17 protein-coding genes are annotated in these 16658 nt (G+C 52.7%); 14 read left to right on the forward strand and 3 right to left on the reverse strand.

Features of this window, described 5'->3' with window-relative positions; translation table 11 throughout:
• The first annotated feature begins 11 nt into the window (after positions 1 to 11).
• From AC2FNE_RS01325 to AC2FNE_RS01390, 14 genes are all read left to right on the forward strand, one after another.
• The gene (locus tag AC2FNE_RS01325) at positions 12 to 545 is read left to right on the forward strand and encodes a tripartite tricarboxylate transporter TctB family protein (RefSeq protein ID WP_170603919.1); all 534 of its coding nucleotides are present in this window, start codon (positions 12 to 14) and stop codon (positions 543 to 545) included.
• Positions 545 to 2149 carry a tripartite tricarboxylate transporter permease gene (locus AC2FNE_RS01330; RefSeq protein ID WP_496804624.1) on the forward strand — a complete coding sequence of 535 codons (1605 nt, stop codon included), beginning with the start codon at positions 545 to 547 and terminating at the stop codon, positions 2147 to 2149. The genes AC2FNE_RS01325 and AC2FNE_RS01330 overlap by 1 nt, the downstream gene beginning before the upstream one ends.
• Positions 2130 to 3386 (forward strand): cytochrome P450, encoded by a 1257-nt coding sequence (locus AC2FNE_RS01335; RefSeq protein WP_170603917.1) that lies wholly within the window; start codon positions 2130 to 2132, stop codon positions 3384 to 3386. Before AC2FNE_RS01330 ends, AC2FNE_RS01335 begins: the two co-directional genes overlap by 20 nt.
• 7 nt (positions 3387 to 3393) lie before the next feature.
• Positions 3394 to 4686, forward strand: coding sequence for a type I glutamate--ammonia ligase (locus AC2FNE_RS01340; RefSeq protein ID WP_170603916.1), 1293 nt, complete (start codon positions 3394 to 3396; stop codon positions 4684 to 4686).
• 1 nt (position 4687) lies between these two features.
• Positions 4688 to 5398, forward strand: a complete 711-nt coding sequence (locus tag AC2FNE_RS01345) for a type 1 glutamine amidotransferase (RefSeq protein ID WP_496804625.1) — start codon at positions 4688 to 4690, stop codon at positions 5396 to 5398.
• Positions 5399 to 6214, forward strand: a complete 816-nt coding sequence (locus AC2FNE_RS01350) for an IclR family transcriptional regulator (protein WP_170476089.1) — start codon at positions 5399 to 5401, stop codon at positions 6212 to 6214.
• On the forward strand, positions 6211 to 7563 hold the full coding sequence (locus AC2FNE_RS01355) for an aminotransferase class III-fold pyridoxal phosphate-dependent enzyme (protein WP_170603914.1): 1353 nt from the start codon (positions 6211 to 6213) through the stop codon (positions 7561 to 7563). The genes AC2FNE_RS01350 and AC2FNE_RS01355 overlap by 4 nt, the downstream gene beginning before the upstream one ends.
• Before the next feature lie 178 nt (positions 7564 to 7741).
• Positions 7742 to 8131 carry a 5-carboxymethyl-2-hydroxymuconate isomerase gene (locus tag AC2FNE_RS01360; protein WP_170603913.1) on the forward strand — a complete coding sequence of 130 codons (390 nt, stop codon included), beginning with the start codon at positions 7742 to 7744 and terminating at the stop codon, positions 8129 to 8131.
• A complete protein-coding gene (gene hpaE / locus AC2FNE_RS01365) occupies positions 8128 to 9636 on the forward strand; it encodes a 5-carboxymethyl-2-hydroxymuconate semialdehyde dehydrogenase (protein ID WP_496804626.1) in 1509 nt (502 codons plus the stop codon). Before AC2FNE_RS01360 ends, hpaE begins: the two co-directional genes overlap by 4 nt.
• Before the next feature lie 81 nt (positions 9637 to 9717).
• On the forward strand, positions 9718 to 10701 hold the full coding sequence (gene hpaD, locus AC2FNE_RS01370) for a 3,4-dihydroxyphenylacetate 2,3-dioxygenase (protein WP_496804627.1): 984 nt from the start codon (positions 9718 to 9720) through the stop codon (positions 10699 to 10701).
• 20 nt (positions 10702 to 10721) lie between these two features.
• On the forward strand, positions 10722 to 12119 hold the full coding sequence (locus AC2FNE_RS01375) for a pyridoxal phosphate-dependent decarboxylase family protein (RefSeq protein ID WP_170603910.1): 1398 nt from the start codon (positions 10722 to 10724) through the stop codon (positions 12117 to 12119).
• Positions 12116 to 12970: a fumarylacetoacetate hydrolase family protein gene (locus AC2FNE_RS01380; RefSeq protein ID WP_496804628.1), complete on the forward strand. Its 855-nt coding sequence runs from the start codon at positions 12116 to 12118 to the stop codon at positions 12968 to 12970. The genes AC2FNE_RS01375 and AC2FNE_RS01380 overlap by 4 nt, the downstream gene beginning before the upstream one ends.
• Complete coding sequence (gene hpaH / locus AC2FNE_RS01385) at positions 12967 to 13767, forward strand: 2-oxo-hept-4-ene-1,7-dioate hydratase (protein WP_170476075.1); 801 nt, start codon at positions 12967 to 12969, stop codon at positions 13765 to 13767. Before AC2FNE_RS01380 ends, hpaH begins: the two co-directional genes overlap by 4 nt.
• A gap of 11 nt (positions 13768 to 13778) precedes the next feature.
• A complete protein-coding gene (locus AC2FNE_RS01390; protein WP_170476073.1) occupies positions 13779 to 14573 on the forward strand; it encodes an aldolase/citrate lyase family protein in 795 nt (264 codons plus the stop codon).
• Between the two features lie 124 nt (positions 14574 to 14697).
• Here AC2FNE_RS01390 and AC2FNE_RS01395 read toward each other — a convergent pair whose 3' ends face one another.
• The 3 genes from AC2FNE_RS01395 to AC2FNE_RS01405 form a co-directional block, all read right to left on the reverse strand.
• Positions 14698 to 15795 carry a M56 family metallopeptidase gene (locus AC2FNE_RS01395; RefSeq protein WP_170603908.1) on the reverse strand — a complete coding sequence of 366 codons (1098 nt, stop codon included), beginning with the start codon at positions 15793 to 15795 and terminating at the stop codon, positions 14698 to 14700.
• Positions 15782 to 16177: a BlaI/MecI/CopY family transcriptional regulator gene (locus AC2FNE_RS01400; protein ID WP_170476068.1), complete on the reverse strand. Its 396-nt coding sequence runs from the start codon at positions 16175 to 16177 to the stop codon at positions 15782 to 15784. Before AC2FNE_RS01400 ends, AC2FNE_RS01395 begins: the two co-directional genes overlap by 14 nt.
• A gap of 68 nt (positions 16178 to 16245) precedes the next feature.
• Positions 16246 to 16653: a DUF2160 domain-containing protein gene (locus AC2FNE_RS01405; protein WP_170476066.1), complete on the reverse strand. Its 408-nt coding sequence runs from the start codon at positions 16651 to 16653 to the stop codon at positions 16246 to 16248.
• Between the last annotated feature and the right edge of the window lie 5 nt (positions 16654 to 16658).

A 16658-nucleotide genomic window follows, 5' to 3' on the forward strand; every position in this document is an offset into this window, starting at 1 on the left:
GGCCTTCCCGGATGGATAATTCAGAGCTGTTAAAGGTAAAAACAAAGACTTCGGGGCAGGTTGTTTTTGTTGCGGCCGGTCTGGCGATTTCATTATTGCTGCTGTCGCAAATTGGCAATCAGACGGAATGGTCTGAAAATGCCCGTAACATCGGTGGTCAGCCAAGGTTGTGGCCTGCTATTGCGCTTGTCATTATGGTGCTCGGATTTGCCGCCCATTACTGGCTGATGCGGCGCAGACGGCCAAATGCTTTGGATTGGGTCGAAGCGCGGCGATGGGTCGAGCCGTTGGAATACCTGCTTTGGTTTTTAATTTACGTCGCGGTCGTGCCGCGGTTTGGTTTCATGCCGATGAGTATTTTGTTCGCATGCACATTGACTTATCGGTTGGGTTATCGAAGCCGTGCCGCACTTGGGTTGGCCGCAGCCTTTGGAATTGCGACAGTAGTGCTTTTCAAGGGCTTGCTGGGCGTAAACATTCCAGGAGCGCAGGTTTATGAATATCTGCCAGATTCCATACGCACATTCTTCCTGGTTTACCTCTGATGGACCTGATCTTTTCCGCCTTGGATGTCTTGGCCCGTTGGGATGTATTGCTGGCTTTACTGGTCGGCGCTATAGGCGGCGTGGCAATAGGCGCGATCCCTGGCGTTGGTCCGGCGGTTGCAATCGCGATCCTGCTACCAGCAACTTTTTCGATGGATCCAATTGTCGGGCTGACACTTTTATTGGGTATCTATGGTTCATCCATGTATGGCGGATCAATACCCGCAATCCTAATAAACACTCCTGGTACTGCCGTTAACGCGTTGACGACTTACGACGGATTCCCAATGACGCTAAGGGGCGAAGGTCGGCGCGCTTTATCTCTGGCCTATTCGGCCAGTTTTTTGGGTGGCATTTTTTCGGTTGTCTGCCTTATCCTTCTTTCTCCTGTGCTGGCAAAGATTGCACCTATGTTCGGTTCGCGAGAGATTTTTCTCGCTGCTCTGTTGGGTTTGGTGCTTGTTGTAGTCGCACACAAAGGACAAATGGCGATTGCCGCGGCTTTGGCCGGGTTCGGGATATTGATCGGCACCGTCGGCTTAGAGCCCGCCGCCTATACACGTCGTTTTACATTCGGCCAGAGCTGGCTAGCGGGCGGGTTCGACCTGATCGTCGTTGTGCTGGGGTTATTTGCGTTGTCCCAAGCGTTCCTGTTGCTGACCATGGATGACGAGAAAATCCGCCTTCCCAGGTCGCGCGGCTCTCTTTTCCAAGGCTTCCGTGAATTGGCGAAACATCCTCGGGTTGCGGGTATTGCTGCCAGTTTTGGCGTAGTCATGGGTATGATCCCAGGAGTAGGGGAGTTTACCGCCCAGTTCATGTCATACACCTCGGTCCGCAAGCTTTCCAAGAACCCAAAAGCGTTTGGGCATGGCTCTTCCGAGGGTTTGATCGCATCCGAGACCGCCAATAATGCAGTTCCTGCCGCGGCGATGATACCCTTGTTGGCGTTGGGTATCCCCGGCGAGGCGCTGACCGCCATGATGCTGTCAGTTTTTTATGTCCACAATGTCGTTCCGGGACCGGGCCTTTTTCAGAACGACATGGATTTCGTCGTCGCGTTGTACATTGCGCTTTTGGTTTTGAACGTAATTGTTGTCGGCTTCCTGTTGGTCTCAACTGGATGGCTCGTCCACCTTACGCGAATACCCAACCGGTTTCTGGGAATGTGTATTCTGCTGCTAAGTTTTGTGGGTGTTTACTCGATCCGCAATTCTGCAATGGACTGCATTATAGCGGCAGTGTTCGGGTTGCTGGGCTTTGTACTTAAGCGTCTGAACATGCCGATTGTCCCGATCATACTGGGCATGGTTCTTGGGGGCATTATGGAGGTCAAACTGCGCGCTTCGTTGGCGCGGGTAAAGACGCCTCTGGATTTCATCGACCGACCAATCGCTTTCCTGCTGTTCTGTGTGATCCTTGTCATTATCGGTTCGACCATTTGGCGGCTGCGCCGAGAGTGGCGGCCAATCGACCGGCGCTCGCTGCAGAAAAAGGCATCGAATACATTTTCAAAGCGCATTTCTGGCCGTTCGCACCGGCATTTCGAAAATCGAAAAAAACAACAAAGACGGAGGCGTTTCTATGACCATGTGGGTTCCTGAAGATGACGGATTCGCCGATCTCGGCTCGCATGACAGCTTCGCCAAAGGAGCGCCATACAACACCTTTGCACGTTTGCGACGCGAAGCGCCCTGCCACTGGTCTGACTTTGATGGGGGTAAGGGATATTGGTCTATCACTCGTCACGAGGATATCGACAAGATGGTGCGTGATGTCGAAACCTTCTCGTCGGCGCAAGGTATTCGGATGGAGGATCAAACCTACGAAGAGTACATGGCCCGCCGTACGTTTCAGGAAACTGACGGCGCCGAGCATCGAAAGGTGCGGATGAAGGTCGCCAAAGCATTTTCGCCCCGGGTCGTAGCGGGTTTCGAAGACCAGATTCGCGATTTATGTGGGCCAATTTTGGATCGAGCCTTTGAAAAAGGCAGTTTCGATGCCACGCGCGAAATTGCCAGAGAATTGCCAATGCGGATGCTTGGGCAGATCCTTGGGGTTCCAGACGAAGATTTGCCGTGGCTTGTGGATAAGGGCGACGCCCTGATGGCCAACTCAGATCCGGACTTCACCGACTATGTCGTGGATAAGATAGAAACGGACCAGTTCCGTTTGATGCCCTTCAACTCTCCTGCTGGCGCCGAACTTTACGAATATTCGCGTACGCTAATGGATGGAAAAAATGCGATCGGAGACACCAGCGGAATCCTGCATTTGATCCTTCAGCCAGACGAAAATGGTGAGACAATTTCAGAAACCGAGTTCCGGAATTTCTTTTGTCTGCTCGTGGCCGCTGGAAACGATACGACGCGATACTCCATAGCAGCCGGCATTCAGGCGATCGCTCGGCAGGAGGGGCTTTTGCAAGAATTGCAGTCAGGCGATGTCTGGGGGACTGCCGCTGACGAAATCGTGCGATGGGCTTCGCCTGCCACTTATTTCCGACGAACTGCGATGAAGGATGTCGAGGTTCATGGTCAGAACATAAGAAAAGGCGACAAAGTACTCTATTGGTTCATTTCGGCCAACCGGGACGAGACCATGTTCGAGAGTCCGTATCGCCTGGATTTGTCTCGTAAACCCAATCGGCAACTTGGCTGGGGGCAGGGCGGCCCACACGTGTGTCTGGGTATGCATCTTGCCAGGCTCGAAGTGCGCGTTCTGTTTGAGGAGCTGGTCAAACGGGTCAAAACGATTGAACCCGATGGGCCTGAAGCTTTCGTCCGTTCAAATTTTGTGAACGGCATCAAACGGATGCCCGTCAGCGTCACATTGCAATAGGATCACCATGTCGAACCGTTTACGCGCCTTGTTTATTGACCACCTGTCGATCCCACGGGGCAAGTACATGCCGGCCAGCAAGATCGGCGATGCGTCAACCCGATTTGCCCGAGCCACGTTCGGTGTGCATTACGACAGAGACCTGTTGCTGGATGCGCCACATGCCAAGGTGCGCGAAGGAGCGCCGGATATGGAGCTTCGGTGGCGGGGTGACGATATCCGAAAAGGATGGGAGCCGGAAACTGCAATCGTCGTTGGTGATCTTTTCGATGCGGATGGAACGCCTTTGTCCCTGTGTCCGCGAGGCGCCTTGAAACGTGCCATAGGGGATTGGGAGAAACACGGGCTTAAACCAATGCTTGGCATCGAGCTTGAGGCTTATGCCTTGCAAGGGGGCGAGGACGGGCGGTTGCGCCCATATGACGCTCCTGGCGGGACAGTCTATGGCACTGGACCATTTTCCGATCCAATACGGATAAATGACGTCATCTGGAACAAAGCCTTGGAATTGGGGTTCCGGCTGGACCTGATAACCGCAGAATATGACAGTCCGCAATTTGAATACACATTGACTTTCGACGACGCGTTGAAAGCCGTGGATGACATAGTTTTGTTCCGACAAATGGCCCGAGAAGTCGCTTTGGATCACGGGATTGTACTGACTTTCCTACCCAAGCCTTTGTCTGAACTGGGTGGATCCGGCATGCATATCAATTTCTCGTTCCAGAATGCCGAAGGCGGTAACGCGTTGGCCACAGGAGATCTCGGTGGTCCGGATCATTTGAACGACCTTTCGCGAGGGTGCCTGGCAGGATTGGTTCACCATCACGAAGGTTTGGCTGGGCTAATTGCGCCTACCGCTGGGTCGTACCGTCGATTGCAGCCTTCGACTCTGTCCGGTTACTGGAAAAACTGGGGGGGTGATCACCGCGGCGTAACCACACGGGTGTCTGGGGAAGGCGGAGCAAAAGCGCGGTTAGAGCATCGTATGGCCGACGCCAGCGCGAACCCTTATACGGCCGCAGCCGCGGTTCTGCAGGCAGCTCGTCTTGGATTCGAAAGCAAGCTAACCCTGCCACCAATCGAGACAGGCGATGGATTTGACACTGTTGATGCCCGGGTCGGAACGGCACCGAACCTGCGCAAAGCTATTCAGGACCTACAAGCTGATACCGCGTTGGTCGATGCAGTAGGACGCGAACTGGTAGAAAATCATGCTTTCATGAAGGAGCGGGAATTCCGCAAAACGCGCGAACTGGAACCCGACGCTCTGTTGGACTTCTATGTGTGGTTTGTCTGAGATGAAAATAGCTACCCTTGTAACAAATACCGATTTCAGTGCCTTTGCGTTGGCTCGCCCGATGGATGACACCGCATTTGCAAATCTGATCAATGAAGTGAGACCGGATTGGGATGTAACTGCATTTTGGGTCTGTAAGGGCGAATTCCCGGCAGACATTTCAAAATTCGATGGTGTGATGATCACGGGTAGCCCGTCCTCTGTCACTGAAAATGAGCCCTGGATGCTCCGGTTGGAGACCTTGATCCGACAGATAATAGCTCGGAAAACTCCTCTGTTTGGTGCCTGTTTCGGGCATCAGATAATCGCCAAAGCACTGAGGGCTCCGATTGTGCGAAACCCCGACGGTTGGGCGCACGGACGGATCGAAATGCATCGCGTGGCTAAGACGAACTGGTCTGGCGAGAACGAAACTATTTATCTTTACGGTTCTCACATCGAACAGGTGGGTGCGCTTCCGGACGGTGCACAGTGTATCTTCGAAGGCGCGGGTTGCCCGATTGCCGGATTTGCCATCGGCAATCACGTTTTCACTGTTCAACATCATCCTGAGATGACCCATGAGTTCGTGACCGACCTTGTCGAAGAATACGCTTCTTATCTTGGCGAAGATGTCACGAACAAGGCGCGTCTGTCATTGCAAGCCGGTTCCGCAGATAGACTGGTCTTTGCAAACGAAGTAGCAGCCTTTTTTGAGAACGGGATGCGCTAGATGGGTACAATAACAAAAGCACTTGAGTTGCTTGGGCTTTTCGACCGCGACAGAGCCGAGATCGGACTTGGTGAGTTTGTGCGCATCACTGGACGCGACAAAGCGACCCTGCATCGCCACCTGACTGAACTTGCAGAAAACGGATATCTGGAACAGCATCCAATGACCCGCGCGTACCGGTTGGGTCCGGCTTTGCTACGTTTGTCGGCGCTGCGTGAAACTTTGTTTCCAGTTCGCAAGTTGTTGCAACCAATCGTCTTTGAGTTGTCAGAAAAGGTCGGAGAACTGGCCCATGCCAGCCTTCTGCAGGGCGAGGCCTTATCTCCGGTGGCGCATGCGGACCCGTGTTTACATGGGGTTCAGGTGAATTTCGACATTGCGGAAATGTTGCCACTGCACGCCACGTCTTCGGGAATCGCGGTATTGGCGTTTTGCCCGGATGACTTGCGGACGAAGGTCATGGCCAGACCGCTGTCAAAGTACACAGACCAGACAATTTCTGATCCCGCTGTGCTTAGGGACAAAATAGGGATGGTGCGCCAATACGGCGTTTGCACCGTTACAGGCACATTCGATGAAGGGGTAAGTTCAGTGGGCGTCCCGCTTTTCGGCGATGGGGGAAGAGTTGTCGGATCTCTGGCGGTCGCAGTGCCAAGCGCTCGCATCAGCCCTCTCAAACTTCGCGATATTGCCCTGATGCTTTTACAAGAAGCAGACCGAGCCTCCACCGCGTTGGGCGGTGTTTTCCCAAAAATTTTTCAGAGTCTGCCGTCAGGATGGGGCGAAGAAACCACTGCTAAACAGGTGATGTTATGAAGGACAGTAATTTCCTTAAAGAAAACAACGCACGCCACCTGTGGCATCCTATGGCGCATCCGGCGGACAGCTTAGCAAATCCGCCTGAAATCATTGTTGGGGGTGAGGGCGTCACCATCACGGACGTTGACGGTCGTACTGTCATTGATGGTGTTGGGGGTTTATGGAACGTGAATCTTGGCTATTCCTGCCAACCGATAAAAGACGCCATCACCGAACAGCTTGATCGACTGCCCTATTATTCGATTTTTCGCGGCACCACTAATGATCTGGTGATTGAACTCAGTTGGATGCTTCGTGAATTTTTTGCCCCTGACGGCCTTTCCCGCGCGTTTTTCACTTCGGGAGGATCAGATGGCGTGGAAATCGCGTTACGCCTTGCCCGACAGTACCACAAAGTTCGGGGCGAGAGTGGCCGTGTTAAATTTTTGAGTCTGAAAAAGGGGTATCACGGAACGCACACTTTGGGCGCATCGGTTAACGGAAACCCGAATTTCCGCATTCAGTATGAGCCGCTGATGCCGGGTTGCCACCACATTCCTTCGCCTTACACATATCGCAACCCGTTTGGGGAAACGGACTCGTACAAGCTGGCGCAGTTGTGTCTGGCGGCATTGGAAGACGAAATCAAGTTTCAGGATTCGTCGACGATTGCTGCCATGATAGTTGAGCCTGTCCTTGGCGCAGGTGGCGTGATTCCGCCGCATGAAAGCTTTCTTCCCGGAGTGCGCGAAATATGTGCAAAGTACGGAATTCTGCTGGTCGCGGATGAGGTGATCACGGCCTACGGCCGTACTGGAGCGTGGAGTGGTTCACGCCGTTTTGGTGTTCAGCCTGACTTGGCAGTTACCGCAAAGGCCATTACCAACGGATATTTTCCATTTGGAGCGGTGATGATCAGCGATTCAGTCTCTGATGTCTTTGAGAGTGACGCATCGGGCAAGGCAACCATTGGTTCGGGATACACCTATTCCGGGCATCCGGTCGGGGCAGCTGCAGCGATCGCGTGTCTGAAAGAAACACAAAGGCTCAATGTTAAAGACAACGCTGCAGCCCGCGGAGATCAGTTGTTCAAAGGGCTAAAAAGGCTTGCGCAAAAACACGATGCGGTCGGTGATGTCCGTGGCGGATACGGATTAATGTGTGCGCTTGAACTTGTATCAGATCGTACAAGCAAAGCGCCTATCGGTAAGTCTGTGATCGGTAAGGTTCAGGAAACAGCGTACGATGCTGGCGCCATGGTGCGCGTATCCGGGAATAATATCATTCTTTCACCACCACTGATCCTTAGCGAAGAAGACGTTAATACCATCCTTTCAGCGTTGGATTGCGGTTTGAACGCAGTTTGAATTCTTGCGGTGCCTGATCCGTTTGCTCAACGCTGACAGCGGCATTGCGCCTTGTAAGCGCTAATGGTCTTTGGTTCATCGAGAAAGTACAACACATGTTAAGTATTTTGTTTGACTCAGTTGAACAAACTCCGTTACTTTCCAAAATGATTAACATGTAAAATAAACAGGGTGTGTCATGCCGCATATCCAAATCGACTATTCTGGCAACCTTGAGCCAGATGTTGACATTGGCGCATTGTGCGAAGCTGTTAGGAGTTCAGCTAGTCAAATCGACGCTCTGCCTATACCGGGAATACGCGTGCGCGCCATAAAGGTGGATCATTATGCAATCGCGGACGGCGACCCCAAACACGGTTTCGTAGACATATCAGTTCGTCTGCGTGAGGGGCGTACTGCTCGGGTCAAGCAACAGGTGATAGAACGGATTTTCGAGTCGGCTCGGGCTTTTCTATCACCGGCGATGAACATCCGGTCAATCGCGCTGTCAGCTGAGTTGCGAGAAATCGATGCCAACCTTGCCCCAAAATGTGGCACTATCCGTGATCATCTAGAGGAGCAACAATGAGCACTTTAGAGCAAAACGTCAAAAAATTGTATCGGCATTTGGACAGGTTCCAATCAAACGGAGTGCTGAACCGGATTGCAGGTCAGGATCGTGCGGGTTCATTGGGGGATTTCGAAAATTTTTCTCCTGTCGACCGAAGCACGATTTGCCAAGTTGCGAGGGGTAACACTAATGACATCGATGCCGCAGCGACAGCGGCGGCGGACGCGTTTGTTGATTGGCGCGATATGGCTGCGAAGGAAAGGCAAACGATACTGATACGCATCGCCGAAGCTATTGAAGCGCGAGCGGAAGAAATTGCTTTGTGCGAATGCTGGGATACGGGGCAGGCGCTAAAGTTCATGTCCAAGGCAGCGCTGCGCGGGGCAGAGAATTTTCGCTATTTTGCGGATCAGGTGGTGCAAGCGCGGGATGGTCAGCACCTGAAGTCTCCAACGCTTATGAACATTACAACACGCGTGCCGATCGGCCCGGTAGGTGTCATTACTCCTTGGAATACGCCTTTCATGCTTTCCACGTGGAAGATTGCGCCGGCACTGGCTGCAGGTTGTACAGTCGTACACAAGCCAGCTGAGGCCAGCCCATTGACGGCGCGGTTGTTGGTTGAAATCGCAGAAGAGGCCGGCTTGCCCAAAGGCGTACTCAATACCGTGAATGGTTATGGTGAGGAGGTGGGTAAAGCTCTGTGCGAACATCCAAAAATACGCGCAATCGCGTTTGTAGGTGAGAGTCGCACAGGTAGCCTGATTACCAAACAAGGGGCAGATACGCTGAAGCGTAATCATCTTGAACTTGGGGGCAAAAATCCGGTTATCGTGTTTGAAGACGCCGATTTGGACCGCGCGTTGGACGCAGTAATCTTCATGATCTATTCGATCAATGGCGAACGATGCACCTCGTCTTCGCGCCTTTTGGTTCAGGAAACGATCCGCGAGGAATTTGAGGCCAAGCTGATCGAACGGGTCAATAACATCCGCGTTGGCCACCCGCTAGACCCAGAAACCGAAGTTGGGCCGCTGATAAGCGAAGAGCATTTTAATAAGGTCACCTCGTACTTCGAAGTAGCCAAACAGGACGGCGCAAAAATCGCCGCTGGTGGTGAGGTTTTCGATGACGAGGGCTACTTTGTCCGGCCCACTTTGTTTACGAACGCCACCAACCAGATGCGCATCGCGCGAGAAGAGATATTCGGACCTGTTCTGACCTCAATCTCTTTTTCAACCGAGGAAGAAGCTCTTCAGTTGGCCAACGATACACCTTATGGTTTGACCGGTTATCTTTGGACGAACGATCTGACGCGCGCGCTACGATTTACCGACGGGCTCGAGGCGGGGATGATCTGGGTGAACTCAGAAAATGTACGCCATTTGCCGACCCCTTTTGGCGGCTTGAAAGCATCTGGAATTGGGCGTGACGGCGGGGATTGGTCTTTCGAGTTTTATATGGAGCAAAAGCACATCGGTTTTGCCACCGGTCAACACAGAATTACCCGTCTTGGAGTGTGACCCGACCGGGCTGATAAAAACGCGCGCACCAACACCAATTGTCAAGGCAGCCAGACGCTTTGGAAGCCATGGGAGTTTAAAATGCCAGTACCCGCACCGAACCTTTACCCGGATTTCAATACAATCCGACTGAGCCATGTTTGTCTGAATGTCAAAGATTTGGCGGTTTCGCGTAAGTTCTATGTGGACATGTTTGGCCTTCAGGTGACCAACGAAACTGACAGTCACATCTATTTGCGCGCGCTAGAGGAGCGGGGACACCACAGCATTGTTCTGCAGGCATCAGACGCCCCGGGCACTGTTGAAGTCATGGGCTTCAAGCTGTTTGACGAAACAGACTTGGACCGGGCAAACAAATGGTTTCAAACAAAGGGTCGACCAACCAAGTGGATTGAAAGACCGTATCAAGGCCGGACGCTTTTGACATCTGACAACAATGGCGTTCCTTTGGAATTTTATCACAAGATGGACCGTTTGCCGACGATCCATCAGCAATACGCGCGCTATCACGGTGTGCGCCCTCTGCGGATCGACCACTTTAACTGCTTCAGCCCCAATGTGGATGACAGCGTCGCTTTTTACAGTGAAATGGGTTTTCGAGTGACCGAATACACCGAGGATGAGGAAAGTAAACGCCTTTGGGCCGCGTGGCTGCACCGAAAAGGCGGTGTGCATGATATGGCCTTTACAAACGGTACTGGCCCTCGGTTGCACCACGTGGCGTTTTGGGTAGCCAATCCGTTGCACATCATCGACTTACTGGATGTAATGTCGACGACCGGATACGTAGAGAATATAGAGCGGGGACCGGGTCGGCATGGTATTTCAAATGCGTTCTTCTTGTATATTCTTGATCCGGATGGTCACCGGATCGAAATCTATAGCTCGGATTATCAAACCGTAGATCCCGACCACGAACCTTTGAAATGGGATTTGAAAGACCCGCAACGCCAAACTCTTTGGGGGGCTCCGGCACCGCGCAGCTGGTTCGAACATGGAACGCAGTTTACTGATGTCGCAGTTAAAGAAGCCGAGTTGAATGCTACCCCGATTATCGCACCATAAAATTTACTACGGAGTTGTGAATGAACTGGGATGAGTTCAGCCATTGGGGCAAACATATTTCTGACTGGGCTGCGGATTATCACAAGGGTCTTCCTGAACTCCCAGTAAGGGCGCAGACGGCTCCGGGTGAAATTGCCGCTCAATTGCCGGAAATTCCACCTGATGAATCCGAGACCATGGAAGACATCATGGCCGATTTCGAACGGATCGTAATGCCTGGAATGACCCATTGGCAGCATCCCCGATTTTTCGCATATTTTCCAGCTAACGCAGCACCTCCTTCAATGCTGGCGGACATGCTGATCACGACTGTCGCAGCGCAATGCATGTTGTGGCAGACTTCGCCTGCAGCAACCGAGCTTGAAGGTGTTATGGTTGACTGGTTACGCCAGGCGCTTGATCTACCGCCTGAATATACTGGGGTTATTCAGGACAGCGCCTCTTCCGCAACACTTTCGGCGGTTTTGACCATGCGCGAACGGGCAACTGGCTTCACCGGCAATCGCGACGGGCTGAACGCAAAGGGTGACTTGCGCATCTATTGTTCCGACCAAGTCCATTCTTCCATCGATAGGGCATGTTGGGTTGCGGGGATCGGTCAAAACAACCTGATCAAGATTCCCACAAATGGTCCGCGCCATTCGATGGATGTTGCGGCACTGCGCCAAGCCATTTCCAGTGATCGCGATGCTGGCCGCGAACCAGCGGGCATTATCGCTGCAACCGGTGGCACCGGTATTGGTGCCAGCGATCGTTTGGGCGAGGTCTTGAAGGTTGCAATTGAACAGGATTTGTACACGCATCTTGATGCGGCTTGGGCTGGGTCCGCAATGATTTGCCCGGAGTTCAGAGGCGATTTTTGGGCGGGGGTTGAGGGTTTCGACAGCATTGTTTTCAACCCACATAAGTGGCTCGGTGCGCAGTTCGATTGCTCGGTACAATTCCTGCGTGATCCGACACCTCAACTCAACACTCTGAAGATTGAACCGGAATACCTAAAAACCACCGGTGCTGAGGTAACAAATTACTCCGAATGGACCATCCCGCTGGGACGTCGGTTTCGTGCGCTTAAGATCTGGTTCCTCATCCGCTCCTACGGTTTGGAGGGGCTGCGTGAACGTATTCGTAACCACGTAGCTTGGGCGCACGAAGTGTGCGATGAAATCCGCGCAACCGAAGGGTTTGAGATTGTTACCGAACCGATTTTAAGCCTTTTTTCATTTCGCTGCCCAGGTGATGACGCTGCGCAACAGCGCTTAGTCGATGCATTGAATGATGATGGGCGCATTTACCTGACTCAGGGCATGTTCGAAGGTCGCAAGGTGATTAGGTTTCAGGTTGGTCAATTCGACACCACACGCGAACAGGTCATGATGGCGCCTGTTGTGATCACGGATGTTTGGAGGGCGTTGCAATGAGATTTGCGAGCTTTTCCGTCGGAGGTCACTTTCATTACGGGGCAGTAACCGAAGATGGCATGATCGCGTTGGATGATAGTTTCCCTCAATGGCCGACCTTGCTGGACGTTGTAAAAAACAACGCGCTGGGCGAACTTGAACAAGCGGCGAAGAGTAGGCCGACTTCGCACAAGGTCTTCCAATACGAGATGGTTCTGCCCAATGCATCCAGAATTCTATGTGTTGGTGTAAATTTTCCTGACCGTAATGCTGAGTACAAAGATGGTAGTGTGCAACCGGAATACATGTCGTTGTTTCCCCGTTTTGCCAGCGGATTTACCGGGCATGAACGCCCATTGATCCTGCCTCCGGAAAGCCACAAGTTGGATTATGAAGGTGAAGTGGCCATTGTGATCGGAAAAGGTGGCCGCAGGATCGCTCAGGCAGACGCATACGACCACATCGCCGCTTTGACCTTATGTAATGAGGGCACGATCCGTGACTGGGTGCGCCATGCAAAGTTTAATGTAACGCAAGGCAAGAACTGGGATCGATCAGGTGCACTTGGGCCTTGGCTGGTACCGTTTAGCAATGCCGCGCAACTTGACGAAGCAAGAATACAAACGCACGTGAACGGTGAGCTTCGTCAGGATGACACTCTGAACCGAATGATGTTTCCCATCCGCCGCGAGATCGAATACATCTCGACCTTTATGACCCTCCAACCCGGTGATATAATCGTGACGGGCACGCCAACTGGTGCCGGAGCCCGGTTCGACCCGCCAAGGTTTTTGAAACCTGGCGATGTTGTGGAGGTTTCGGTTAATGGTATCGGAACACTTCGCAATACGGTTGAGGACGAAGCGCTATGACGCCAGATGATCACTTCCGTGCTGCTGCAGACCTGCTCATGGCCGAACGTACTCGTAAGCAGGTAGGCCTTTTGTCGCTGCGCTATCCCGAGATGGATATGAGTGACGCCTACGAAGTTCAAAAGGAAATTCACCGTCAGAAACTGGCCCAAGGCCGAAAGGTGATAGGTTGGAAAATCGGACTCACTTCAAAAGCGATGCAATATGCGCTGAACATCGACGTTCCGGACAGCGGTATACTATTTGACAACATGCTTTTCGAAAGCGGTGATACCGTTCCAAAGGGACGCTTCATTCAACCGCGTGTCGAAGCCGAAATCGCGTTTGTGATGAAATCGTCTGTTGGTGGAAAGGACGTGACCCGCGGCGACGTAATTGCAGCGACGGACTATGTCGCGCCATCCCTTGAAATCCTAGACACAAGGATCCACCGCGTTGATCCACAGACTGGAACTGCACGCAATGTCTTAGATACAATCAGTGACAACGCGGCGAACGCTGGGGTCGTACTGGGGACTGACCGGCATGATTTGGATGCTTTCGACCTTAGATGGGTCGGCGCCATAACCTTTCGCAACGATCAGATCGAAGAGACAGGGCTTGGAGCTGGTGTCTTAAACGACCCGATTGAAAGTGTCGTATGGCTGGCGCGTCGTATGGCGCAGTACGGCCAGAGCATTGAACCCGGTCATGTGATATTATCAGGTAGTTTCATTCGACCTATAGAGTGCCCGCCAAATACCAGAATTCATGCTGATTTCGGCTCGTTTGGGTCGGTCGATGTTCGCTTTGCCTAAAGGAGCGCCAAGTGTCTGCGCCAACCAACACCTTCAAAGCCGCTCTGAAAGCCGGAGAACCTCAGCTAGGATGCTGGTTGGCGCTGGCTGATGCCTATGCCGCCGAAGTCGTTTCAACAGCCGGGTTTGACTGGTTGTTGGTCGACGGGGAACATGCTCCAAACGATCTTCGTTCGACACTCGAGCAAATTCGCGTGGTTGAGGCCTCAGACAGCCACCCAGTCGCCCGTTTGCCGATCGGTGAGACGTGGATGATCAAGCAATATCTTGATGCAGGAGTGCAAAGCATACTTGTACCTATGGTTGAAAGCGGCCAACAAGCAGAAGACCTTGTCAGAGCCGTTCGCTATCCGCCAGCTGGCGTGCGTGGAGTTGGCTCTTCCTTGGCTCGTGTTTCCCGTTTTGGGGCGATCCCGAATTATCTAACAACGGCAGACGAACAAATCTGTTTGCTTGTACAAGTGGAAAACCGTCTAGGACTTGAAGCGCTGGGCGATATTCTGGAAACCGATATCGACGGTGTTTTTATTGGACCTGCAGATCTGGCTGCGGATCTTGGCCACCTTGGGAACGCTGATCATCCGCTTGTTGTGTCCGCAATCATGGACGCACTTGCCCGGATCGTGGACGCGGGCAAGGCCGCGGGCATTTTGACGTTAGATCCGGAAATGCAAAAAAAATGCGTTGACCAAGGGGCCACGTTTCTAGCTACAGATATCGACGTGACGCTGCTTGCCAAAGCTTCACGATCCGCTGCGAAATCCGGCGCTGCGATACTTTCCAACGCTTCGAATCAAGCGTCCTGACGAAGTTTTGGGGCCAGTGGCCGCCTCTAACGCCCAGGCCCTTTCATCGAGTTTAAAGGGTCGGGATAAAGCGCGAACTAGTCTTTGGGTCGGAGCCTTCTCATAAGAGATTACCTTGGTGGGCTCAGTTTCCCTGATTACGAGCTTGCAATCGCTCAAGGTTCACGACCGTTGACAGCATCAATCTGTCGTGGCTCCAATCCTGAGTTTGTTGCATGCCGGCTGATCCAACCGCCAGCAAGACAGCGAACATCAGCGAAAGACCTAGAAAAGCCATCGGCACAGCAGATTGAATTGTTGGAGCGTCTGCCAATGCGATGACGCGTTGACGCAATACGCGCTTAGCTTTTCCCTCGGAAACCAAGGCGACATTCAAAACCTTAGGATGGTTTCGCGCCACAGTCCGGGCACAGTAATCGAGTAAACACGACGTATAATCGCGCGCATCGATACCTTTTCGAGTTACAACAGATTGATCGCACGCAAGTTCGCGCAGGCGGTTGAATTGGTATTTCAGGACCAGATAAGCCGGATTCCAGAACAACAGTGGGCGCAAAAGTTCTAATCCCAATTCCCATTCAACGTCGTGAGAGCGCACGTGCTGGAGTTCATGTGCCAGGGCGAAGCGTAGTTCCCGCGGCGTGTCCAGTAAGTGGCTTGGCAAAACTATATGGCATCGGCGTAATCCTCGAACTGCAAAGGGTACGGAAACGCGATCTGACAAGCGGATGTCGACTTTGTTCGAACTCCGCCACAAAAAACTGTTGTGAACCGTTTCACGAATGACCAGCGCGTCGCGGAACACGCGAAACGCCAAAAGCGCAGAGGTCGCGGCCAACAGGTAGAAAATGCCGGTCAACGCTGAGTTTTCGCCTGACATCAAGAGCTCGACCAAATGCTGGCGGGTGTTTAGCAGTGCTTCGAATTGAATTGCCGGAATTGCGATGTCGCCACGTAAATATGCCGCAACTGCAATGTCTCCGAAGGCCACAGTTTGGCCCGGCCAAAGCTGGGCGGCTATTGACGTGGCACCCAAAGCCAGTAAGGGGCTAAGAATTACGCATACGCACAGCGCCTTAAGCGCCTGTAATTGAACGACATAGCTGTGGCCCAGACGGGTTCGTGACAACAACGCTCTAGATGCCAGCCAAACAATCGCCGACAAAGCCAATACAAGATTCAATTCGAGATACGCATCGAGAACCGGTTTAACCGCTGTCATTTTGCAGTCTCCTCTCTACCAGTGCCCGAATTTCCTCGAGATCCGCTTCGCTCAGCCCCGCATCGTCGACTAAACGCGCAACCAGAGATGCGGGCGTGTCGTCGAATAGTGTGCGGGACAGGTTCTGAAGCGAGCGCGCCTGATACCTGTCTTTCTCCAGAAGCGGCCTGTAGATCAGCGTCTTGCCGTCCTTGTGACTTTCGACAAAACCTTTTTCATCGAGAATTCGCAGGATCGTTGCGCCGGAAGTGTAGGCCAGGTTTCGCTCTGGCGGAAGGCGGTCCAGGACATCACGCACCGAGCCTTGCCCAAGGCCCCAGAGTTCGTTCATGAACTCAAGTTCAACCTCGGTCAGAAGATTTCCCGTCTTTCTTTTTCGCATAGATCTCGGTGTCACCATTTTACCTAGTGTGCTTGTAAAACAAGCATCCTTTTGCCGTTACGCAAAGCCTAAACTTTCCAAAAGACGAAAAAGCCCCAGCCAATTGAAATGAAAAGCGGGGTCCAGACCGGTTGCCCCACTAGCCCGAGCCATGCCAGAAAAATGTAGGCAGAACCCAATAAAGTGATGAACAGACGATCACCCAGTGTGGTTGTAAGACCCAGAACACCGCGCCGTTCAATGCCGTCTCGAAACTTAAAAATCTCAAGGACGCCGATGATCGCAATTGCCGAGAAGATGCCAACAAATACGGCCAGAGTCGCGGGCGTCCATGCCATCCAGAAATCAGGCCACAGCGGGGCGGTCCAAGAGAATCCCGCTTCTTCCTGCTGGCCCACATTACCCCAACCGGCCTTAGCTTGTGCTAATGCCGAGGAAGGCAGAAGAGCAATGAGTGCTGTGAGAAGTTTTTGCATATCGA

Source organism: Ruegeria sp. YKSD179 (assembly GCF_059612885.1).

What these genes read in the sequence shown, in the direction of transcription:
- AC2FNE_RS01325 (WP_170603919.1), top strand. Translation starts at nt 12, where the DNA reads ATGGATAATTCAGAGCTGTTAAAGGTAAAAACAAAGACTTCGGGGCAG.
- AC2FNE_RS01330 (WP_496804624.1), top strand. Translation starts at nt 545, where the DNA reads ATGGACCTGATCTTTTCCGCCTTGGATGTCTTGGCCCGTTGGGATGTA.
- AC2FNE_RS01335 (WP_170603917.1), top strand. Translation starts at nt 2,130, where the DNA reads ATGACCATGTGGGTTCCTGAAGATGACGGATTCGCCGATCTCGGCTCG.
- AC2FNE_RS01340 (WP_170603916.1), top strand. Translation starts at nt 3,394, where the DNA reads ATGTCGAACCGTTTACGCGCCTTGTTTATTGACCACCTGTCGATCCCA.
- AC2FNE_RS01345 (WP_496804625.1), top strand. Translation starts at nt 4,688, where the DNA reads ATGAAAATAGCTACCCTTGTAACAAATACCGATTTCAGTGCCTTTGCG.
- AC2FNE_RS01350 (WP_170476089.1), top strand. Translation starts at nt 5,399, where the DNA reads ATGGGTACAATAACAAAAGCACTTGAGTTGCTTGGGCTTTTCGACCGC.
- AC2FNE_RS01355 (WP_170603914.1), top strand. Translation starts at nt 6,211, where the DNA reads ATGAAGGACAGTAATTTCCTTAAAGAAAACAACGCACGCCACCTGTGG.
- AC2FNE_RS01360 (WP_170603913.1), top strand. Translation starts at nt 7,742, where the DNA reads ATGCCGCATATCCAAATCGACTATTCTGGCAACCTTGAGCCAGATGTT.
- hpaE (WP_496804626.1), top strand. Translation starts at nt 8,128, where the DNA reads ATGAGCACTTTAGAGCAAAACGTCAAAAAATTGTATCGGCATTTGGAC.
- hpaD (WP_496804627.1), top strand. Translation starts at nt 9,718, where the DNA reads ATGCCAGTACCCGCACCGAACCTTTACCCGGATTTCAATACAATCCGA.
- AC2FNE_RS01375 (WP_170603910.1), top strand. Translation starts at nt 10,722, where the DNA reads ATGAACTGGGATGAGTTCAGCCATTGGGGCAAACATATTTCTGACTGG.
- AC2FNE_RS01380 (WP_496804628.1), top strand. Translation starts at nt 12,116, where the DNA reads ATGAGATTTGCGAGCTTTTCCGTCGGAGGTCACTTTCATTACGGGGCA.
- hpaH (WP_170476075.1), top strand. Translation starts at nt 12,967, where the DNA reads ATGACGCCAGATGATCACTTCCGTGCTGCTGCAGACCTGCTCATGGCC.
- AC2FNE_RS01395 (WP_170603908.1), bottom strand. Translation starts at nt 15,795, where the DNA reads ATGACAGCGGTTAAACCGGTTCTCGATGCGTATCTCGAATTGAATCTT.
- AC2FNE_RS01400 (WP_170476068.1), bottom strand. Translation starts at nt 16,177, where the DNA reads ATGCGAAAAAGAAAGACGGGAAATCTTCTGACCGAGGTTGAACTTGAG.
- AC2FNE_RS01405 (WP_170476066.1), bottom strand. Translation starts at nt 16,653, where the DNA reads ATGCAAAAACTTCTCACAGCACTCATTGCTCTTCTGCCTTCCTCGGCA.